Below are 24,997 nucleotides of genomic sequence, written 5' to 3'. Positions count from 1 at the left end.
TGAGGGCCCGCCACCTCGTTGCTGGCACCGCTCACGGGTGGGCGATGTTCATTTCAATTCCTCCGTGTTCACTTTTTGCGCCTGCTGGCTTTCCCATTTATCTAGCTTACAGGCTAGGGTGGAACCAATAATGGCCGTGGGTTCTGGCTTAAGCATTTCTCCGTGGCTACAGTGAACGTCATGAACCTCTATCCCTCCAAACACATACGGGTTCCACGCATCGGGTGAGACGAGCGTTTCACATCCAGCCTCTGCCACCGTGGCTCGAAACAATAGCGCATTACCGCCATACTGCGATGGAGAATAATCTCTAACGATACACAAGTTATTCTTTGCAATTTCCTCGGTGTTTTCCAATAATTGCTCATCCATCGCCGAAACTAATTCATTGCTATAGTGGTAGGCGAACACATCTCTAACCATCGCTTGGTCAAGTTGGTTTTCTTTCTCTGCAAAGGCGTTGCTGCCCACAAGAGGAGTGCTATCCAGTAACGCCAGCAACGCCACTTTTTCGCCTTGATGTTCGAGTCGAACAGCCATGCTATGTGCCACATTGCCACCAAAGCTCCATCCTAATAAGCAGTAAGGCCCTTTGGGTTGAACACGGCGCATGTGCTCAAGATAGTCTGACACCATCTCGTCAAGAGTAGACGCAAGTGGGCTTGTTCCATCGAGTCCGCGAGCCTGCAAGCCATAGAGGGGCTGATCCGGGTGAAGGTAACTGGACAACCCCATATAGCTCCAGCTCAAACCAAATCCGGGATGAATACAGAAAAGAGCAGGGCGGCTGCCTGTGGGTTTAAGAGGAAGGAGAACAGAAAACGAGTTTTCTTGAATCCCGTCACGTTTAACTAAATGGCGTGCTAAGCCTGCGAGGGTGGGAGTCTCAAATAGCGTGCGAATAGCAAGGTCAACCTCTAACGCTGTGCGTACACGATTGATCAGGCGCATCGCGAGTAGCGAGTGGCCCCCGAGCGCAAAGAAGCTGTCGTGCCGACCCACACGTTCGACACCCAATAGCTCGGCCCAGATCGCCGCGAGCGTCATCTCCAACTCGCCTTGCGGCGCTTCATACGCTTGATGCGCCAGCGCCGCGTCATCCGGTGCGGGCAGTGCACGCCGATCAAGCTTGCCGTTGGGTGTCAGCGGAAACGCATCCAACCGCACAAACGCACTGGGCACCATATACTCAGGCAGCCTCGCCGCCAACTGCGCGCGCAGTGTGCTCGCCAGTGGCTCGTCCGCTTCGGCCTGCACATACGCCACCAGCCGCTTAGCCGAGCCCTCCCCTGTTGCCAGCACCACCGCATCACGCACCTGCGGATGCGCCGTTAAACACGCTTCGATCTCACCCGGTTCAATCCGAAAGCCGCGAATCTTGATTTGGTCGTCGTTGCGCCCCAAGAACTCTAGATTGCCGTCCGGTAAATAACGCACCAAATCCCCGGTCTTATACAACCGTGCATCGGCTTCATCTGAGAACGGATCGCGCACAAAGCGCTCAGCGGTGAGTTCGGGCCGGTTCAGATAGCCGCGTGCCACGCCCGCGCCACCAATATACAGCTCGCCCACCGCACCCAGTGGCACTGGCTGGCCGTGCGCATCGAGCAGATAAACGCGCGTGTTCGCAATCGGCCGGCCAATCGGGAGGCTGGCGTTTGTTTCCGGAACGGACGTGATCTTGTAAGTCGTCGCAAACGTGGTGCTCTCGGTCGGACCGTAACCGTTGATTAGCTGCTCAGGAGGTGACTCGCGCATCACTCGCGCAACCAACCTCGCATCCAACACGTCTCCTCCGACAATCAATACCTTGAGTTGAGAGAAGGCCGTGTCCACCTGTGCGGCCATCTGATTAAACAAGCCAACGGTGAGCCACAAGATGCTGATGTGCTGTTCGCGCAAAGTGTGCGCAAACGCAGCGGGCATTAGCACCGTGTCATGATCGATCACCACAACGGTGGCGCCATTCAACAGTGGTGCCCACACTTCAAACGTGCTCGCGTCGAAAGCCGGGTTCGCTGCGAACGCCACACGATCACCGGTGCAAATGTCAACATAGTCATTGTTGATGACCAGCCGTGCAATCGCATGATGTGGCACCATCACGCCCTTCGGGGTGCCGGTCGAACCCGACGTATAGATCACATACGCCAGATGTCGGGCCGTCAGGCCCGCCACCGACGGATTCGTGTCCGGCAACGCCGGCAGGGTAGCCGGATCGAGCACCGTACACTCGGCCAACGCCGCCTCGCCCAACGCAGCGCGCCCGGCTGCATCCGCCAGCACAATGCTCGGTGCCGCATCGGTGAGAATGTGCGCCAAGCGCTCGCCCGGATAGCTCGGATCGAGCGGCACATACGCGCCCCCAGCCTTCAAAATCGCCAGCAGCCCCACGACCAGCGCGGCACTGCGCTGCACGCAAATCGCCACGCACGTGTCCGGCTTAACGCCCAGCTCGATCAACTGGTGCGCGAGGCGATTGGCTTGTGCGTTCAGCTGCGCATAACTGAACGTTTGATCTTCATAGACCAGCGCCGGCGCCTCGGGTGTGCGCTCGACTTGCGCTTCGAATAGTTGGTGCACGCACAAGTGCGACGGATAATCCCGCTGCGTCTCATTCCATATGTTAAGTAACAACTGGCGCTCCGCTTCGGGCAGCACCTGCAACTGCTGCACGGCGGTGTCGGGCGTCGCCTCGAGCGCGTCAGCCAAGCTTTGTAGCGCCTGCTGCATATACGCGCACACCCGCTCGGGCTCCAGCAGCGGCACGCTTTGGGCCGTTAGCCCCAACGACTGCCCATCATCGTCCACTGACAGCCCGATTGGGTAATGGGTGCGCTCCTGCGCGCTCAACAGTTCGACACCCGGTAGCCCGCTGCGCTCATCCGAGCCCATTGCATTGTGCCGGTAATTGAGCATCGCACTAAAGAGCGGCATGTCCGCCGGCACGCCGCTGCAGCGCTGCGCCAGCGCCAGCGACGCGTGCTCATGCTCGAGCAACGCGGCCAGCCGCGCATGCGTCGCATGCACGGCGGCCTGCACACTGCCATCCAAATCCACGCGCAGCGGCAGCATATTGATAAAGAGCCCCATCGCACGATCGGCGCCCTCACCCGCTTGCATGCGCCCAAACAACACGGTGCCAAACACCACGCGTTGTTGGCCGCTCGCGCGGGCCAGCACCTGCGCCCACGCCAAGTGACACAGACTCGCTAAGCTCACGCCCAGGCGCCGCGCATGCGCACGCAGCCGATCGGTCAACGCCGACGGCAGCATCCGGTGTGACTCGCTTACCTCACTGCCGTCGCGCTGTACCTGCGCGAGCCCAAACGGCAATGTCGGCTCCACGTCAGCGAGCAGCTCAGTAAAAAAGTGCTCGTGTTCGGCTTGGCTGACACCCAGACGCGCTTGCGCGACCAGGTAGCGGAACGGCTGCGCCGGTGGCAGTGCGTCGCCTCGGCCCTCGATGAACGCGCGCACCTCCGCGTGCATCACGTCCAGCGTCGAGTGATCGCTAATCAAATGATGCAGCCGCTGCGTGAGCAGCCAGCGCCCCTCACTATCCTGTGCAATCGCACAATGCAGCAGCGGCGCTTGCATCAGATCCAGCCGCGTGTGACGCGGATCAAAGCGCCGCGCCAATTGCTCCGCGATCGGCCCGTCAGCGGCGTCCAACGTCAGCTCGGTGACCGGCAGCCGCGCGTGGCGCCACACCACTTGCGCGGGCATGGACACGCCTTCCCACACGAGCGCGGTGCGCAAAATATCGTGGCGATCGATCACCTGCTGCAGCGCGTGCAGATACTGGTCAAGCCGCTCACGACTGTCGAAAGCCAACTGCACCATCAGCAGATACGGATCGCCTGTGCTGGCCAGCAGATGATGAAACAGCAGCCCGTCTTGCAGCGGCGACAGGGCATAAATGTCCTGAATATTAGCCACGCCACCGGGCACCTGCTCGACAATCTTGTCAATGTCCGCTTGCGTCAGCTCAATGAGCGGCAGCATCGACGGTGTAATCGCAGTTGTGTCGGGCGTGATCGCGTTGGGCGGCACCACCACGTCACGGCGCTGACCCAACGTCTGCGCCAACGCACTGAGCGTCGGTGCCTCAAATAGCGCCCGCACCGACACACTCAAGCCCCGACGCCGCAGACACTCAATGAGCTGCACCGCCAGCAGCGAGTGGCCCCCGAGCGCAAAGAAGCTGTCGTGCCGACCCACACGTTCGACACCCAATAGCTCCGCCCAGATCGCCGCGAGCGTCGTCTCCAGCTCGCCTTGCGGCGCTTCATACGCTTGATGCGCCAGCGCCTCGTCATCCGGTGCGGGCAGTGCACGCCGATCAAGCTTGCCGTTGGGCGTCAGCGGAAACGCATCGAGTCGCACAAATGCGCTGGGCACCATATACTCGGGCAGGCGCGCCGCCACCTGTGCGCGCAGTGTGCTCACGAGTTGCTCATCCTCTCCGGCCTGCACATATGCAACAAGCCGCTTATCCGAGCTCTCGCCTGTTGCTACCACCACCGCGTCGCGCACCTGCGGATGCGCCGTTAAGCACGCTTCGATCTCGCCCGGTTCAATCCGAAAGCCGCGAATCTTCACTTGCTCATCGTTGCGCCCCAAGAATTCTAAGTTGCCATCCGGTAAATAACGCGCCAAATCCCCGGTCTTATACATCCGCGCATCCGGCTCACCCACGAACGGATCGCGCACAAAGCGCTCAGCGGTCAACTCCGGGCGGTTCAGATAGCCGCGTGCCACCCCCGCGCCACCAATATACAGCTCGCCCACCGCACCCAGTGGCACTGGCTGGCCGTGCGCATCGAGCAGATAAACGCGCGTGTTCGCAATCGGTCGGCCGATGCTCTCAATCCATGCCTCGCCCCGTTGAATCGATAACCACGTCGAATAGGTGGTGCTCTCCGAAGGCCCATAAAGGTTACACAGACGTTGGATGGGCGTTTGCTCAAAGATTTGCTGAATGAAGCGCGCTGTCAGCGGCTCACCCGCCAGGTTAATCGTGGTGGCCGAAGATAAGTTAGCCCCATGCGTCAGCAGGGACTGCAGCGCGGAAGGCACCGTATTAATCAGGGAAACAGGCTGCGTCTGATGCATTAAAGCCAATGCGTCCTTGACCAAGTGAACGGTCGAACCTTGCGCGAGCGGCACAAAACACTCATAGACGGACAGATCAAAACTGATTGAGGTGGCAAATAGCGTATGCTGCGTCTCCAAGGGCGTAAAGGTTTGCACCGCCCAGCACAAGAAATTGACCGCTTGGGCATGTTCGACCATCACGCCCTTCGGGGTGCCGGTCGAACCCGACGTATAGATCACATACGCCAGATGCCGGGCCGTCAGCTCGGCGATCGACGGATTCGTGTCCGGCAACGCCGGCAGGGTGGTCGGATCGAGCACCGTGCGATGAGCCAAGGCCGCCTCACCCAGCGCCGCCCTGCCCGCCGCATCGGCCAGCACAATGTCCGGTGCCGCATCCGTGAGAATATGCGCGAGCCGCGCACCTGGATACGCCGGATCCAGCGGCACGTACGCTCCGCCCGCTTTCAAAATCGCCAATAGCCCCACCACCATCGCGGGACTGCGCTCCACACAGATCGCCACTCGTGCATCGGGCACAACACCCAGTTCAATCAACTGATGTGCCAAGCGATTCGCTTGCGCATTCAACTGAGCGTAGCTGAGCGTCTGCTCCTCATAGACCAGTGCTGTCGCCTGTGGCGTGCGCTCCACTTGCGCTTCAAATAGCTGGTGAATACATTGGTGTGACGGATAGTCTTGCTGCGTCGCGTTCCACGTCTCGAGCAATAACGTACGCTCAGCCGACGTCAGCAACTGAACACGCGTGACCGGATGCTGGTCGTCAGCGGCCATCGACTGCAACATCGTCTGCAAATACCCGACGTGTCGCTCGATCGTCGCGCGATCGAACAGCGCCGTCGCATAATTCAGCCAGCCGACAACCTCCCCATCTGCTTCATATAGGTGCAGGTCCAGATCGAACTTGGCCACGCCATCAGCCAAGTCCGCTGGCGTGACTTCCAGCTCCGGCAGATCCCACACGGCACGCTCGTTGTTTTGCCACGCGAACATCACCTGAAACAGCGGCGTATGCTCGAGCCGACGCGGCGGCTGCACAATCTCCACCACCTGCTCAAATGGCAAGTCCTGATGCGCTTGCGCCTCCAACGTCGTGCGCCGTACTCGCTCGAGCAACTGCGCCGGGCTCGGCGCACCCGACACATCCACACGCAGCGCCAGCGTGTTCACAAAGAAGCCAATCAGCGGCTCAATCTGAGGATGGTGACGATTGGCGCTCGGCGTGCCAATGACCAGATCGTCTTGCCCCGACAGGCGTGCGAGCACCGCGCTCCACGCCGCCAGCACCGTCATAAATAGCGTCGCGCCCTGGGCTTGGCTTAAACGCTTCAAGGCTCGCGTGGTGGGTGCATCAATCCGAATCGGCACCCGTGCCCCCGCAAACGATTGCTGCGCCGGGCGTGGCCGGTCAGTGGGCAGCGCCAGCAGCACCGGTGCATCGGCCAGCGCCGTGTGCCAGTATTCGCTTTGCGCTTGTAGCCGCTCGCCCGAGAGCCACTGTCGCTGCCAGGCCGCATAATCGGGATATTGGACCGTCAGCGCCGGTAATGGATCGGCCGGCTCACCGCAGGCGGCGCGATACAACGTATTCAATTCGCGCACCATCACGCTGATTGACCAACCATCCGACACGATATGGTGCTGCACGAGCAGCATTACGTATTCGTCGTCAGCCAACTGCATCCCGCACGCACGCATGAGCGGGCCACGGGCCAGGTCGAACGGCGCTTGGGCGGCCTCAGCACTCAGGCGCACCAACTGCGCCTGCGCATCCGGCACGCCACGCAGATCATGCCAGGCCATCGGCACCCTCACCTCGGCGGGCAACAATTGCACCTGCGGCTGACCGTCAACGCTGACGAACACCGAGCGCAGCGCTTCGTGACGCACAAACAGCGCATCCAGCGCTTGCTGCCAGGCTATACGGTTCAAGGTACCGCGCAGCCGCAGCGCCAGCAGAATATGATACGAGTCGCTCGCGCTGTCGAATTGCGCGAGGAACCACAGCCGTTGCTGCGCGAACGACAGCGGCAACGCACTGTCACGCGACACCGGCGTGATCACTGGCAGCACGGCGCTGTCCGTACGTTGCGCATCCAATGCCGCGGCTAACCCGGCCAGCGTCGGCGCAGCAAACAGCGTCGCCAGCGGCAATGCAATGCCCAGCGCAGCTACCCGGTTCATCAAGCGTACTGCCAGCAGCGAATGGCCACCGAGCGCAAAGAAGCTGTCGTGCCGGCTGATCCTCTCCACGCCCAGCAGCTCAGACCAGATCTCGGCCAACGTGATCTCGAGCTCACCCTGCGGTGCCTCATACGCCTGATGCGCGAACGCGTCAGCGTCCGGCGCCGGCAATGCCCGCCGATCGAGCTTGCCGTTCGGCGTCAAGGGCAATGCGTCAAGCCGCACAAATGCACTAGGCACCATATACTCGGGCAACGCGGCCGCCATATGCGTGCGCAAAGTCCCCGCTAACGCGTCATCGGGCTCGGCCACCGCATACGCGACCAGGCGTTTATCCTGGCCTTCGCCCACGACCAACACCACCGCATCGCGCACCTGCGCGTGTTGTGTCAAGCGCGCCTCGATCTCACCCAACTCAATCCGAAAGCCCCGGATCTTGACTTGATGGTCGTTGCGACCAAGAAATTCCAAATTGCCATCGGGCAGATACCGTGCCAAATCCCCCGTCTTATACATTCGCGCATGCGTCTCATTCACGAACGGATCGTGCACAAAACGCTCGGCTGTCAGCTCCGGGCGGTTCAGGTAGCCGCGTGCCACCCCCGCGCCACCAATATACAACTCGCCCACCGCGCCCAGTGGCACCGGCTGACCGTACCCATTGAGCAGGTAAATCCGTGTGTTCGCAATCGGCCGACCAATACTCTCGACGAAGGGCTCGCCCCGTTGAATCGATAACCACGTCGAGTAAATGGTACTCTCCGAGGGCCCATAAAGATTGCATAAACGCTGCACCGGCGTTTTCTCAAAGGCCTGTTTGATTAACGATGACCTCAAGGGCTCACCTGCCACATTAATCGTAACAACCGAAGATAGATCCGCTTGATGAGCGAGCAGCGACTGCAATGCAGACGGCACTGTATTGATCAGCGAGACTGGCTGAGTGTGATGCATTAACGCCAATGCGTCCTTGACCAAGTGAACGGTCGAACCTTGCGCGAGCGGCACAAAGCACTCATAGACGGACAGATCAAAACTGATTGAGGTGGCAAATAGCGTATGCTGCGTCTCCAAGGGCGTAAAGGTTTGCACCGCCCAGCACAAGAAATTGACCGCTTGGGCATGTTCGACCATCACGCCCTTCGGGGTGCCGGTCGAACCCGACGTATAGATCACATACGCCAGATGCCGGGCCGTCAGCTCGGCGATCGACGGATTCGTGTCCGGCAACGCCGGCAGGGTGGTCGGATCGAGCACCGTGCACTCGGCCAACGCCACCTCGCCCAACGCAGCGCGCCCGGCCGCATCGGCCAGCACAATGTTCGGTGCCGCATCGGCGAGGATGTGCGCCAAGCGCTCGCCCGGATAGCTCGGATCGAGCGGCACATACGCGCCCCCAGCCTTCAAAACCGCCAGCACCCCCACGACCAGCACGGCACTGCGCTGCACGCAAATCGCCACGCACGTGTCCGGCTTAACGCCCAGCTCGATCAACTGGTGCGCGAGGCGATTGGCTTGTGCGTTCAGCTGCGCATAGCTCAGTGTCTGCGCTTCATACACCAGCGCTGGCGCTTCGGGCGTGCGCTCAACCTGCGCTTCGAATAGCTGGTGCACACACCGATGTTTCGGATACACCTGCTGCGTCGCATTCCACGTGTTAAGCAGCAACTCACGCTCCGCCTCGGGCAGCACCTGCAACTGCTGCACGGCAGTGTCGGGCGTCGCCTCGAGCGCATCAACCAAGCTGTGCAGCGCCTGCTGCATATACGCGCACACCCGCTCGGGCTCCAGCGGTGGCACGCTTTGGGCCGTTAGACCCAGCGCCTGCCCGAAATCTTCCACCGACAGCCCGATTGGGTAATGGGTGCGCTCCTGCGCGCTCAACAGTTCGACACCCGGTAGCCCGATGCGCTCGTTTGAGTCCATTGCATTGTGCCGGTAATTGAGCATCGCACTAAAGAGCGGCATGTCCGCCGGCACGCCGCTGCAGCGCTGCGCCAGCGCCAGCGACGCGTGCTCATGCTCGAGCAACGCGGCCAGCCGCGCATGCGTCGCATGCACGGCGGCCTGCACACTGCCATCCAAATCCACGCGCAGCGGCAACGTATTAATAAAGAGCCCCATCGCACGATCGGCACCCTCACCCGCTTGCATGCGCCCAAACAGCACGGTGCCAAACACTACGCGTTGTTGGCCACTCGCGCGGGCGAGCACCTGCGCCCACGCCAGATGGCACAGGCTCGCTAAGCTCACGCCCCAGCGCCGCGCATGCGCGCGCAGCCGATCGGTCAACGCCGACGGCAGCATCCAGTGTGACTCGCTCACCTCACGGCCGTCGCGCTGTACCTGCGCGAGCCCAAACGGCAGGGTCGGCTCCTCAATGTCCGCAAGCTGCTCAGTGAAGAAACGCTCGTGTTCGGCTTGGCTGACACCCAGACGCGCTTGCGCGACCAGGTAGCGGAACGGCTGCGCCGGTGGCAGCGTGTCGCCTCGGCCCTCGATGAATGCGCGCACCTCCGCGTGCATCACGTCCAGCGTCGAGTGATCGCTAATCAAATGATGCAGCCGCTGCGTGAGCAGCCAGCGACCCTCACTATCCTGTGCAATCGCACAATGCAGCAGCGGCGCTTGCGTCAGATCCAGCCGCGTGTGACGCGGATCAAAGCGCCGCGCCAATTGCTCCGCGATCGGCCCGTCAGCGGCGTCCAACGTCAGCTCGATGACCGGCAGCCGCGCGTGGCGCCACACCACTTGCGCGGGCATGGACACGCCTTCCCAGACAAACGCGGTGCGCAAAATATCGTGGCGATCGATCACCTGCTGCAGCGCGTGCAGATACTGGTCAAGCCGCTCACGACTGTCGAAAGCCAACTGCACCATCAGCAGATACGGATCGCCTGTGCTGGCCAGCAGATGATGAAACAGCAGCCCGTCTTGCAGCGGCGACAGGGCATAAATGTCCTGAATATTAGCCACGCCACCGGGCACTTGCTCGACAATCTTGTCAATGTCCGCTTGCGTCAGCTCAATGAGCGGCAGCATCGACGGTGTAATCGCAGTCGTGTCGGGCGTGATCGCGTTGGGCGGCACCGCCACGTCACGGTGCTGGCCCAACGTCTGCGCCAACGCACTGAGCGTCGGTGTGTCGAACAACGCGCGCACGGATAGCCCGATTCCCCGGCGCCGCAGGCGCTCAATGAGCTGCACCGCCAGCAGCGAGTGGCCCCCGAGCGCAAAGAAGCTGTCGTGCCGACCCACACGTTCGACGCCCAATAGTTCGGCCCAAATCGCCGCGAGCGTCGTCTCCAGCTCGCCTTGCGGCGCTACATACATTTGATGCGCCAGCGCCTCATCATCCGGTGCGGGCAGTGCACGCCGATCGAGCTTGCCGTTCGGTGTCAGTGGAAACGCATCGAGTCGCACGAATGCACTGGGCACCATATACTCGGGTAGGCTCGCCGCTACCTGCGCGCGCAGTGTGCTCACCAGTGGCTCGTCCGCTTCGGCCTGCACATATGCCACCAGCCGCTTATCCGAGCCCTCACCGCATGCGAGCACCACCGCATCACGCACCTGCGGGTGCGCTGTTAAGCACGCTTCGATCTCACCCGGTTCAATCCGAAAGCCGCGAATCTTGACCTGCTCATCGTTGCGCCCCAAGAATTCTAGGTTGCCATCCGGTAAATAACGCGCCAAATCCCCCGTCTTATACATCCGCGCATCCGGCTCACCCACGAACGGATCGCGCACAAAGCGCTCAGCGGTCAGCTTCGGGCGGTTCAGATAGCCGCGTGCCACCCCCGCGCCACCAATATACAGCTCGCCCACCGCACCCAGTGGCACTGGCTGGCCGTGCGCATCGAGCAGATAAACGCGCGTGTTCGCAATCGGTCGGCCGATGCTCTCAATCAATGCCTCGCCCCGTTGAATCGATAACCACGTCGAATAGGTGGTGCTCTCCGAAGGCCCATAAAGGTTACACAGACGTTGGATGGGCGTTTGCTCAAAGATTTGCTGAATGAAGCGCGCTGTCAGCGGCTCACCCGCCAGGTTAATCGTGGTGGCCGAAGATAAGTTAGCCCGATGCGCCAACAGGGACTGCAGCGCGGAAGGCACCGTATTAATCAGGGAAACAGGCTGCGTCTGATGCATTAAAGCCAATGCGTCCTTGACCAAGTGAACGGTCGAACCTTGCGCGAGCGGCACAAAGCACTCATAGACGGACAGATCAAAACTGATTGAGGTGGCAAACAGCGTATGCTGCGTCTCCAAGGGCGTAAAGGTTTGCACCGCCCAGCACAAGAAATTGACCGCTTGGGCATGTTCGACCATCACGCCCTTCGGGGTGCCGGTCGAACCCGACGTATAGATCACATACGCCAGATGCCGGGCCGTCAGCTCGGCGATCGACGGATTCGTGTCCGGCAACGCCGGCAGGGTGGTCGGATCGAGCACCGTACACTCGGCCAACGCCATCTCGCCCAACGCAGCGCACCCGGCCGCATCGGCCAGCACAATGTTCGGTGCCGCATCGGCGAGGATGTGCGCCAAGCGCTCGCCCGGATAGCTCGGATCGAGCGGCACATACGCGCCCCCAGCCTTCAAAATCGCCAGCAGCCCCACGACCAGCGCGGCACTGCGCTGCACGCAAATCGCCACGCACGTGTCCGGCTTAACGCCCAGCTCGATCAACTGGTGCGCGAGGCGATTGGCTTGCGCGTTCAGCTGCGCATAGCTCAGTGTCTGCGCTTCATACACCAGCGCTGGCGCTTCGGGCGTGCGCTCAACCTGCGCTTCGAATAGCTGGTGCACACATCGATGTTTCGGATACACCTGCTGCGTCGCATTCCACGTGTTAAGCAGCAACTCACGCTCCGCCTCGGGCAGCACCTGCAACTGCTGCACGGCGTTGTCGGGCGTCGCCTCGAGCGCGTCAGCCAAGCTGTGCAGCGCCTGCTGCATATACGCGCACACCCGCTCGGGCTCCAGCGGCGGCACGCTTTGGGCCGTTAGCCCCAACGACTGCCCAAAGTCCTCCACCGACAGTGTCAACGGATAATTGGTGCACTCTTGGGCGCTGAGCAGCTCCACACCCGGTAGCCCGCTACGCTCATCCGAGCCCATCGCATTGTGCCGGTAATTGAGCATCGCACTAAAGAGCGGCGTGCCCGCCGGCACGCCGCTGCAGCGCTGTGCCAGCGCCAGCGACGCGTGCTCATGCTCGAGCAACGCGGCCAGCCGCGCATGCGTCGCATGCACGGCGGCCTGCACACTGCCCACCAAATCCACGCGCAGCGGCAACGTATTAATAAAGAGCCCCATCGCACGATCGGCACCGCTACCCGCTTGCATGCGCCCAAACAGCACAGTGCCAAACACTACGCGTTGTTGACCGCTCGCGCGGGCGAGCACCTGCGCCCACGCCAAGTGACACAGACTCGCTAAGCTCACGCCCCAGCGCCGCGCATGCGCGCGCAGCCGATCGCTCAACGCCGACGGCAGCATCCGGTGTGACTCGCTCACTTCACGGCCGTCGCGCTGTACCTGCGCGAGCCCAAACGGCAGGGTCGGCTCCTCAATGTCCGCAAGCTGCTCAGTGAAGAAACGCTCGTGCTCAGCTTGGCTCCCCCCCAACCTTGCTTGCGCGACCAGATGGCGGAACGGCTGCGCCGGCGGCAGTGCGTCGCCTCGGCCCTCGATGAACGCGCGCACCTCCGCGTGCATCACTTCTAGCGTCGAATGATCGCCAATCAAATGATGCAGCCGCTGCGTGAGCAGCCAGCGACCCTCACTATCCTGTGCAATCGCACAATGCAGCAGCGGCGCTTGCGTCAGATCCAGCCGCGTGTGACGCGGATCAAAGCGCCGCGCCAATTGCTCCGCGATCGGCCCGTCAGCGGCGTCCAACGTCAGCTCGATGACCGGCAGCCGCGCGTGGCGCCACACCACTTGCGCGGGCATGGACACGCCTTCCCAGACAAACGCGGTGCGCAAAATATCGTGGCGATCGATCACCTGCTGCAGCGCGTGCAGATACTGGTCAAGCCGCTCACGACTGTCGAAAGCCAACTGCACCATCAGCAGATACGGATCGCCTGTGCTGGCCAGCAGATGATGAAACAGCAGCCCGTCTTGCAGCGGCGACAGGGCATAAATGTCCTGAATATTAGCCACGCCACCGGGCACCTGCTCGACAATCTTGTCAATGTCCGCTTGCGTCAGCTCAATGAGCGGCAGCATCGACGGTGTAATCGCAGTTGTGTCGGGCGTGATCGCGTTGGGCGGCACCACCACGTCACGGTGCTGGCCCAACGTCTGCGCCAACGCACTGAGCGTCGGTGTGTCGAACAACGCGCGCACGGATAGCCCGATTCCCCGGCGCCGCAAGCGCTCAATGAGCTGCACCGCCAGCAGCGAGTGGCCCCCGAGCGCAAAGAAGCTGTCGTGCCGACCCACACGTTCGACGCCCAATAGTTCGGCCCAAATCGCCGCGAGCGTCGTCTCCAGCTCGCCTTGCGGCGCTACATACATTTGATGCGCCAGCGCCTCATCATCCGGTGCGGGCAGTGCACGCCGATCGAGCTTGCCGTTCGGTGTCAGTGGAAACGCATCGAGTCGCACGAATGCACTGGGCACCATATACTCGGGTAGGCTCGCCGCTACCTGCGCGCGCAGTGTGCTCGCCAGTGGCTCGTCCGCTTCGGCCTGCACATATGCCACCAGCCGCTTATCCGAGCCCTCGCCTGTTGCTACCACCACCGCATCACGCACCTGCGGATGCGCCGTTAAGCACGCTTCGATCTCCTCCGGTTCAATCCGAAAGCCGCGGATCTTCACTTGCTCATCGTTGCGCCCCAAGAATTCTAAGTTGCCATCCGGTAAATAACGCGCCAAATCCCCGGTCTTATACATCCGCGCATCGGGCTCGTCCACGAACGGATCGCGCACAAAGCGCTCAGCAGTCAGCTCCGGGCGGTTCAGATAGCCGCGTGCCACCCCCGCGCCACCAATATACAACTCACCGACCGCGCCCAGTGGCACCGGCTGGCCGTACGCGTCCAGCAGATAGATCCTTGTGTTCGCAATCGGCCGGCCAATCGGGACCTCACCGCTGAAGTCACGTGCACCACGCCATGCTGTGGCACAAACGGTTGTCTCCGTGGGGCCGTAGGCATTAAAGACCGTGCCTTGGTCGGCCAAGTCTCGAACCAACGTTGCACTGGGCGCTTCACCTGCCAGAATCAGTGTTAAGGACAGACCAAAGCTGGGCAAATCTGCGCCATGTTGAAGCAGTGCAGGCGGTAAAGTCGCGTGCGTAATCGCATGGCTTGCCAAATAGTCCCACAAAGCATGCCGATCCTGCCGGGCCGCCTCGGGTGGCAAATACAACGCTGCGCCGCTGCCAAAGGCCATCCAGATTTCGGATGCACTCGCATCAAAGCTGAACGACGCAAACTGCAACATGCGGCTGGCTGGCTGCACCCCAAAACAGGCGATTTGCGCCAGAGCAAGATTCACCACGCCCCGATGCTCGACCATCACCCCTTTGGGCATACCGGTCGAGCCCGATGTATAGATCACATACGCCAGATGCCGAGCCGTCAGACCCGCCACCGACGGATTCGTGTCCGGCAACGCCGACAGGGTGGCCGGATCGAGCACCGTGCGCTCGGCCAACGCCGCCTCGCCCAACGCAGCACGCCCAGCCGTATCCGCGAGCACAATGTTCGGTGCCGCATCAGCGAGGATGTACGCCAAGCGCTCACCCGGATAGCTCGGATCGAGCGGCACATACGCGCCGCCGGCCTTCAAAATCGCCAGCAACCCCACGACCAGCACGGGACTACGCTGCACGCATATCGCCACCCGTGCATCGGGCTTGACGCCCAGCTCGATCAACTGGTGCGCGAGGCGATTGGCTTGTGCGTTCAGCTGCGCATAGCTTAGTGTCTGCGCTTCATACACCAGCGCCGGCGCTTCGGGCGTGCGCTCGACCTGCGCTTCGAATAGCTGGTGCCCACACCTATGTTTCGGATAGTCCCGCTGCGTCGCGTTCCATGTATGCAGCAGCAACTGGCGCTCGGCCGGTGACAGCAACTCAAGCGTTGCAACCGGTTGCTGTGGGCAAGCCACCATGGCGCGCAACATCGTCTGTAGATACCCGACGTGCCGCTCGATCGTGGACCGGTCGAACAGCGCCGTCGCATACCCTAAGCTGCCGACAATCTCGTCGCCTACTTCAGATAAGTTCAGCTCGAGATCGAACTTCACGACCTCGTACTCGAGCTCAGCCGGCGTGGCCGTGAGCCCGGGTAGGCGCCACTCGCCTGGCTCATTACTCTGCCACGCCAACATCACTTGAAACAGCGGCGTATGATTCAATCGACGCGGCGGCTGCACAATCTCCACCACTTGCTCGAACGGCAGATCCTGATGCGCTTGCGCGTCGAGTGTCGTGCGCCGCACGCGCGCGAGCAGCTGGGCGATATCGGGCTCGCCCGACAAATCCACGCGCAACGCCAGCGTATTGACAAAAAAGCCGATCAACGACTCGATTTGGCGATGGTTACGATGGGCGCTGGGCGTGCCGATGACCACGTCGTGCTGGCCTGACAGGCGCGTAAGCACCGCGCTCCATGCGGCAAGCACCGTCATAAATAGCGTCGTGCCATGCTCAGCGCTTAAGCGCTTGAGCGCTTGCGTGGTCGATGCATCGATCTGCACCGGCACCTGCGCACCAGCAAATGACTGTTGCGCCGGGCGCGGCCGATCGGTCGGTAGTTCCAGCAGCACGGGTGCGTCCGCAAGCGTCGCGCGCCAATAGTCGCTTTGCGCCTGCAGCCGCTCGCCCGTGAGCCACTGTCGTTGCCACGCCGCATAGTCCGGATACTGAACTGCCAACAGCGGCAGCGGATCGGCTTGTGCCCCGACGCTTGCGGCATAGAGTGTACTTAACTCGCGCACGAGCACCCCGATCGACCAACCGTCCGATACAATATGGTGCTGGGTGAGCACACACTGATAGTTGTCATCGGCGAGCTGAACGACGCATGCGCGCATCAGCGGCCCGCGCATCAGATCGAAGGGCGCGCGCGCTTCATCGGCGACCAACCGCGACAGGTGCGCGTCGGCATCGGGCATCCCACGCAGATCATGCCAGTGCAGCGGCACGCCCATGTCCGCCGGCAGCAATTGCACCTGCGGCTGACCCTCGACACTCACAAACGTCGAGCGCAATGCTTCATGACGCGCAAACAGCGCATCTAATGCCTGTTGCCAGGCCGTTCGATCCAGCGACCCGCGCACGCGCAGCACCAGCGGCATATGATACGACTCACTGGCCCCATCGAGCTGCGCGAGGAACCACAGCCGCTGCTGGGCGAACGACAGCGGCAAACTACCTTTGCGCGAGACCGGTGTGAGCTCGGGCAGCGCATCGGTGCCTTGCTGCAAGTGGGCTTCGAGCGCCGCGGCAAACGCCGCCAACGTTGGCGTCGCGAACAAGGTCGCCAGCGGCACGTCAGCGCCCAGCCTTCTCACCCGGTTCATCAACCGCACCGCGAGCAGCGAGTGGCCCCCGAGCGCAAAGAAGCTGTCGTGCCGACCCACACGTTCGACACCCAATAGCTCGGCCCAGATCGTCGCGAGCGTCGTCTCCAGCTCGCCTTGCGGCGCTTCATACGCTTGATGCGCCAGTGCGTCATCATCCGGTGCGGGCAGCGCACGCCGATCGAGTTTGCCGTTCGGTGTCAGCGGCCACGCGTTGAGCCGCACAAACGCACTGGGCACCATATACTCGGGCAGGCGGGCCGCCACCTGTGCGCGCAGTGTGCTCACGAGTTGCTCATCCGCTTCGGCCTGCACATACGCCACCAGCCGCTTATCCGGGCCCTCACCTGTTGCTATCACCACCGCATCACGCACCTGCGGATGCGCCGTTAAGCACGCTTCGATCTCGCCCGGTTCAATCCGAAAGCCGCGGATCTTCACTTGCTCATCGTTGCGCCCCACAAACTCCAGATTGCCATCCGGTAAATACCGCGCCAAATCCCCGGTCTTATACAACCGTGCATCCGCGTCCTCTGAGAACGGATCGTGCACAAAGCGCTCAGCGGTCAGCTCCGGGCGGTTCAGATAGCCCCGTGCCACCCCGGCGCCGCCAATATACAACTCGCCGACCGCACCCAGTGGCACCGGCTGGCCGTGCGCATCCAGCAGATAGATCGTCAGATCCGGAATCCGTGTGCCAACCGGACTGCCCGCTTGCTCGCTATCTTGCTGCCGAAGTGGCCGATACGTCACATGCACGGTCGCTTCGGTAATCCCATACATGTTGAACAATTGCGGATGACGCTCGTCGTGCGTGGCATACCACGCCTGTAAGAGCGTCGGCTCCAGCGCCTCCCCGCCCAAGATCACATAGCGTAATTGATCGGATAAAGCGCTGTGTGCTTGGCTGGCCATCAACGCCTTAAACGCACTAGGGGTCTGATTTAATACGGTGACACCCTGCTCACAGATCAACGGGTAAAAAGCGTCGGCAGAGCGAGCAATGGGATGAGGTACGATGACAAGCTTGCCACCATAACGCAGTGCGCCCCACAGCTCCCAGACAGAGAAATCAAACGCGAACGAGTGAAAGAGGCACCACGTATCATGCTCGTTAAAGCCATACCACGGTTGAGTCGCCTCGAACAGCCGCACCACTTGGGCATGTTCGACCATCACGCCCTTCGGGGTACCGGAGGAACCGGACGTATAAATCACATACGCCAGATGCCGGGCCGTCAGCTCGGCCACCGACGGATTCGTGTCCGGCAACGCCGGCAGGGTGGCCGGATCGAGCACCGTGCACTCGGCAATCACCGCGTCGCCCAACGCAGCACGTCCGGCCGCATCCGCGAGTACAATGTTCGGTGCCGCATCGGCGAGAATGTACGCCAAGCGCTCACTCGGATACGCGGGATCCAACGGCACATACGCACCCCCGGCCTTCAAAATCGCCAGCACCCCCACAACCAGCGCCGGTGAGCGCTCAACGCAGATCGCCACCCGGATGTCTGGCTTGACACCACCCAGCTCGATCAACTGGTGCGCGAGGCGATTAGCTTGTGCGTTCAGCTGCGCATAGCTCAGTGTCTGCGCTTCATACACCAGCGCCGGCGCTTCGGGCGTGCGCTCGACTTGCGCTTCGAACAACTGGTGCACGCACAAGTGCGACGGATAGTCCCGCTGCGTCGCGTTCCACGTGTCAAGCAGCAACTGGCGCTCATCCGAACCCAGCATCTGAAGCGTTGCGACCGGCTGCTGGGGGCAAGCCACCATGGCGCGCAACATCGTCTGCAGATACCCGACGTGCCGCTCGATCGTGGATCGGTCGAACAGCGCCGTCGCATACCCTAAGCTACCGATGATCTCGTCGCCTGCCTCAGATAAGTTCAGCTCGAGATCGAACTTCACGACCTCGTACTCGAGCTCAGCCGGCGTGGCCGTGAGCCCGGGTAGACGCCACTCGCCTGGCGCATTGTTCTGCCACGCCAACATCACTTGAAACAACGGCGTATGATTCAATCGACGCGGCGGCTGCACAATCTCCACCACTTGCTCGAACGGCAGATCCTGATGCGCTTGCGCGTCGAGTGTCGTGCGCCGCACGCGCGCGAGCAGCTCTGCGATATCGGGCTCGCCCGACAAATCCACGCGCAACGCCAGCGTATTGACAAAGAAGCCAATCAACAGCTCGATCTGGCGATGGTTACGATGGGCGCTGGGCGTGCCGATGACCACGTCGTACTGACCTGACAGGCGCGCGAGCACCGCGCTCCATGCGGCAAGCACCGTCATAAATAGCGTCGTGCCATGCTCAGCGCTTAAGCGCTTGAGCGCTTGTGTGGTGGCCGCATCAATGCGCACCGGCACCTGTGCGCCGGCAAACGACTGTTGCGCCGGGCGCGGCCTGTCGGTCGGTAGCGCCAGCTGCACCGGCGCATCGGCCAGCGTCGCGCGCCAATAGTCGCTTTGTGCGTTAAGCCGCTCGTCCGTGAGCCACTGCCGTTGCCACGCCGCATAGTCCGGATACTGGACTGCCAGCGGCGGCAGCGGCTCGGCTTGCGCCCCGACACTTGCGGCATAGAGTGCACTTAACTCGCGCACCAGCACCCCGATCGACCAGCCGTCCGACACAATATGGTGCTGGATGAGCAGCACCACATGTTCCTCATCGGCCACTTGAATGCCGCATGCGCGCATCAACGGGCCCTGCGCCAGATCGAACGGCGCGTGCGCGGCTTCGTGACTTAAGCGGGCCAGTTGTGCTTGCGCGTGCGGCACGCCGCGCAGATCATGCCAGCGCAGCGGCACGCCCATGTCCGCCGGCAGCAACTGCACCCGCGGCTGACCCTCGACGCTCACAAACGTCGAGCGCAGCGCTTCGTGGCGCGCAAACAGCGTATCCAATGCCTGTTGCCAGGCCGCTCGATCCAGCGGCCCGCGCACGCGCAGCACCAGCGGCATATGATACGACTCACTGGCCCCATCGAGCTGCGCGAGAAACCACAACCGCTGCTGTGCGAACGATAGCGGCAAATGGCCTTCGCGTGAGACCGGTGTGATCTCGGGCAGCGTATCGGTGCCTTGTTGCAAGTGGGCTTCGAGCGCCGCGGCAAACGCGGCCAACGTCGGCGCCACGAACAAGGTTGCCAGCGGCACATCAGCGCCCAGCCCTCTGACCCGGTTCATCAACCGCACTGCCAGCAGCGAGTGGCCACCGAGCGCAAAGAAGCTGTCGTGCCGACCCACACGTTCGACACCCAATAGCTCGGCCCAGATCGTCGCGAGCGTCGTCTCCAACTCGCCTTGCGGCGCTTCATACGCTTGATGCGCCAGCGCCGCGTCATCCGGTGCAGGCAGCGCACGCCGATCGAGCTTGCCGTTGGGTGTCAGCGGCAACGCATCGAGCCGCACAAACGCACTGGGCACCATATACTCGGGCAAGCGGGCCGAGACATGCGCCCATAAGGTACTAACTAAGACCTCATCAGGCTTGGCCACCACATACGCTACCAGACGTTTATCCTGGCTTTCACCTGTTGCCAGCACCACCGCGTCGCGCACCTGCGAATGCGCCATTAAGCACGCTTCGATCTCACCCGGTTCAATCCGAAAGCCACGAATCTTGACTTGGTCATCGTTGCGTCCCACAAACTCTAGATTGCCGTCCGGTAAATAACGCGCCAAATCCCCAGTCTTATACAGCCGTGCATCGGCGTCCTCTGAGAACGGATCCGGCACAAAGCGCTCAGCGGTAAGTTCGGGCCGGTTCAGATAGCCGCGTGCCACGCCCGTGCCACCAATATACAACTCACCGACCGCACCCAGTGGCACTGGCTGTCTGTATGCATCAAGAATATAGATTCGCGTATTATCAATCGGCCGGCCGATATGAGGTAGCGTGTCTTCAGCGCTCAGTTGTCCAGAGGTCGCCACAACCGTGGCTTCAGTCGGGCCGTATTGATTGACCAATGTCAATCCCGCAGGCAATGCCCGCGTCACGCCAGGGAAACGCTCGCCTCCGGTGAGCAAATAACGCAGTCCGGCAGGCGTTCGTTGATCGGCCAACGCCATCTCAGCCAGTGGCGTGACCAGGAAAGCCACATCCAAAAGCTGTTGCTGCCACCATTGCAGCAAGGCGAGCACCTGTTCGCAAACCGCCTGGGAAGGAATAGACAACATCCCACCGCCAATTAAACTTGGCCAAAGCTCCCACGCACTGGCGTCAAATGCCATGCCTGCCATGAAGGCACTGCGACAGCCACTTTGCACGCCAAATTTACGGTTATGCCAAGCACAAAGGTTGGCCACATTGCGATGCTCGACCATCACCCCTTTGGGCGTGCCGGTGGAACCCGACGTATAAATCACATACGCCAGATGCCGGGCCGTCAACTCGGCTACCGACGGATTCGTGTCTGGCAACGCTGGCAGAGTGGCCGGATCGAGCACCGTGCACTCGGCCAACGCCGCCTCGCCCAACGCAGTGCGCCCGGCCGCATCCGCCAGCACCATGTTCGGTTCCGCATTACCCAGAATATGGGCCAAGCGCTCACCCGGATAGCTCGGATCCAACGGCACATATGCACCCCCGGCCTTTAAAATCGCCAGCAGGCCGACGACCAGCGCCGGCGAGCGCTCGACACAGATCGCCACTCGTACATCGGGCTTAACGCCTAGCTCGATGAGCTGGTGTGCCAAGCGGTTGGCCTGCGCATTCAGTTGCGTATAGCTCAGTGTTTGATCTTCATAGACCAACGCCGTAGCCTTGGGCGTGCGCTCAACTTGCGCTTCAAACAATTGGTGGACACACAGATGCGCTGGATAATCGCGCTGTGTTGCATTCCACTCGACCAGCAGCCGATGCCGCTCGTTGGCGTCGAGCAGGTCGATGCTGTCAATCGGTTGCGTGGCATCGGCAGCGAGCACTTGCATGAACCGGATAAACCGACGCTGATGTGCGCCGAGTCCCTCTGGGGTATAGCATGCAGGATTGGCATCAAAGTCAATCCGTAATTGATGGCTGCCTGGAGTCCAATAGACGCCCAGCATCAGGTCTTCGGCCGGACCATTGAGCAAATTATGGTTTGTCGCCGAATACCCACCAAACGACAGATCAAGATCAAACGGCATCACGTTGACCGTCGTACCAAATAGCCGCTGTCCGGACGGCATCCCAAGTTGACGCCGCAGTGCTTCGCTCGGGTAGCGTTGGTGCCGCAGTCCGCTTTGCATTTCCTGCGCGGCCTGCTGCATCAACGACGACAGGTTCATCCCTGGTCGCATTGTGAGCCGCAGTGGCAATGTATTGGACTTCATGCCAGGAATATGCCGGTCGGCACCGAAGCGGACCTTGACCGGAAGGCCCAATACGACGTCTTGCTCACCCGTGAATCGATAAAGATACGCGGCCATCGCCGCCGTCATAAATTGTGCTAGCCGACGAGCATCCGGCGCAGTGTCACCCAGCGCCTGGATGGCTAGGTAAGTTGTCTGACGCAGCCGCTGCTGTAAAACAGGGGCGCTGCGGCTTGCCAGCGTCGCAGGCTCAGACCAATTAGCGCAGTGCTTGAGCCAATATGCTTCGTCTTGTGCTCGTTGGGCGGATATCTGATATTGCGCATCGCTCTCTAATAGCTGTAGGATCGAGCCAAAATCACATTCCGCCGGCGTCGTTCCCTCGCATAGCGCGCTATACACGTATGCAACGCGTTGCGCGATCAGGTACCGACCATATCCATCCATCATGATATGGTGATAGCGCTGATACCACATCCATTGCGCGGGCGCCACTTTTAACAACGCATAGCAAAAAAGCGGTCCCTGCGTCAGATTGACCGGCTGCTGATAATCGGCCCGCATCCACGCCTGGGCCGCTGCCTGAGGATCGGCTTGCGCCGTGAGGTCCAGCACCGGCATCGACCATGCGGGTGTACCGATTCTCTGCCGCAGCCCATCATCGCTATCGATAAATTGCAAGCGCAGGGTGTCAGCTTCATCGATGACTTGACGCAATGCCGCTTCAAAGACGGCTGGCTCAATCACGCCTTCAATCACCGTGTACTGCGCAATGTTGTAGACGGGGCTGTCTGGATACAGTTGCTGCGCTAGCCAAATCTCCGTTTGGGCAGCGGATAATGCATACGTAGTGGACATGACGCTAGCGTCCATAACAAAGCTCCGATTCAGGCGATCGAGCGGCCTGATGTTTAATAGGTGTACGAATAGATATTAATGCGGTATTAAGAATCTATCGTTGCTCTTCAGGAACCACTACGGCTTTGATGACACGTCGCTTGCAATTTTTAGTCATTCACTGCGGCGATCGGGGCCACTTGTCGGCACGCGTCAGTGTGTCGTTCGTGTCACTTGATCGGCCATTGATCACACCAACACCAATTTATGTCAAGCTTTAGCGGAAACGCTGAGCATCACGCGCGTGAGACTGCGCGCGAATTGGCATTACAATCGGTCAAGCAAGACAGTTAAAAAGAACAGGGCAAGCCAGTACGTCGCACAGGCGCGGCGCCATTGGGTTCAGTACTGAAGTACTGCTTCATTTTCCCCTCCAGGCATCACTTTTATTTAGCCATACGGCTACGGCAATGCTCCCGTTCCCTGACCCATCAGCTCGACGTTAATTGCTTCACGTCGCGCAAACACTGTGCCCAGCTGTCAGGGTCATTGCGATGCTTAGCACCTGGTCGAAAGACTGTAAAGTGCCACCACTCAAATCCATTATTTTGCCTAAACGACAAGTCTTGAGCGAAAGAAATGATAAAGCCGAAATTTGCAACAAACAGTGGAAGACAAGCCATTGCGGTTCGCCACTGTGCCAACCTATCAGCGAGGCTTGGCACGCTCTTAGCTCAGACCGCTTGGGTAGCAAAACGCGTCGGATGCTGTTAAGCGTGAAGCCACCGCATCGTTGACATAACAGCGCCGCCCTTCGATACGCGTGCCACAGGCTTTGTATGAGTGGCAACATGATCTCAGCCCCCTATTGACTAACGTTCGCCTGCAGACCATCACAATCGCATCATCGTATTTTGCGCCCTACATCATTCTCACGCCCATCGATCATCGTGGGCGCTATTATTTCATCCGTCAGCGTACAGCGATCCTTTATGCGCGTGAGTCCTTGGCATTATCTTGCTAACCACTACACTTGCGGCTATCGGTATCATCTTTCCGATTCTGCCCCGCCTGCTGCGCGCGCTGAGCACCACCGAGCCAATCTTCACATGCTGCTGGTCACCTATGCGTTGGCGCAGTTGCTATGCCTACCCATACTCATGTTGTGGGTCTTCGTGCAGTGCGGCAAGCCGCTGTCGTCGCTCACACGCGAGGATCCGTAGCAGTTCAAGGCGTTTCTGGTTGATCCGCAGCCCATGAAACCGCCCGTCACGCGGGGCAGTCCAATCGGTCAGCATGATGAAGGAATTCATGAAAAAACAATCATCGCTGCACTATCGGTCACGGTCGCAGGCTGCGCATCCCAGAATCAGGTCAGCTCGCAGACGATGGCGCAGGCCGTCGCGCTACTCAGTTGCATGCGTAAGGTGCAGTGCGATGCGTGGTGGCAGCGTGCCCAAGTCTGGATATCCGAGCATAGCGCCTATCGAATCGCGACGATCACTGACTCGGTTATCCAAACGGAGGGTCCGTCGGCCACGCGTCGCGATCTCGCCTATGTGATCACGAAAACGCCGAACAACGACGGCTCAGCGGCCATCGGTTTTTCCGCGCAGTGCAGCAATATACTTGGATGCCTACCGAATCCGTGGGAGGCGGGCGCGAATTTCAAGCAGTTCATACGGTATGAACGCGCGATGCAGCCAGCGGCGCACAGTGACACGCCTAGCGCCAACGCGGCGGCGCCGATCCGCACGGCCCCTGGCACGTCGGTGGCACCACCTCCGCCCGTGCCCGCTGCAGCGCCGCCAGCCGCATCAGGCGCGCTCCACGCCGGGACGCCGCCGCGCGCCGTCCAGTGACGGCAGCCTCCCCCGGCGCCGCCCAACGCCCACAGCGCCGCCCACGCGTGCCCGACGATACCGTGTTCTATACTTGTGGGTAACACATCTCTGGTGGGTAACACACATCTTGTTGGCGCCCCACGATCCACGCGGGCGGCACATTC

The 24,997-nt window shown here is 61.1% G+C and carries 2 protein-coding genes; one reads left to right on the top strand and one right to left on the bottom strand.

Going from position 1 to position 24,997, the window contains the following annotated elements:
- Nucleotides 1-48: 48 nt before the first annotated feature.
- Nucleotides 49-23,025: a non-ribosomal peptide synthetase gene (locus tag RBRH_RS12370; protein ID WP_013428324.1), complete on the bottom strand. Its 22,977-nt coding sequence runs from the start codon at nucleotides 23,023-23,025 to the stop codon at nucleotides 49-51.
- Between the two features lie 1,220 nt (nucleotides 23,026-24,245).
- Here RBRH_RS12370 and RBRH_RS16355 point away from each other — a divergent pair.
- The gene (locus RBRH_RS16355; protein WP_013428319.1) at nucleotides 24,246-24,851 is read left to right on the top strand and encodes a hypothetical protein; all 606 of its coding nucleotides are present in this window, start codon (nucleotides 24,246-24,248) and stop codon (nucleotides 24,849-24,851) included.
- The last annotated feature ends 146 nt before the right edge of the window (nucleotides 24,852-24,997 follow it).

Source organism: Mycetohabitans rhizoxinica HKI 454 (assembly GCF_000198775.1).
Taxonomy (GTDB): Bacteria; Pseudomonadota; Gammaproteobacteria; order Burkholderiales; family Burkholderiaceae; genus Mycetohabitans; species Mycetohabitans rhizoxinica.
The sequence above is the reverse complement of the archived record's forward strand: the minus strand, read 5'-3'. Positions and strand labels throughout refer to the sequence as shown.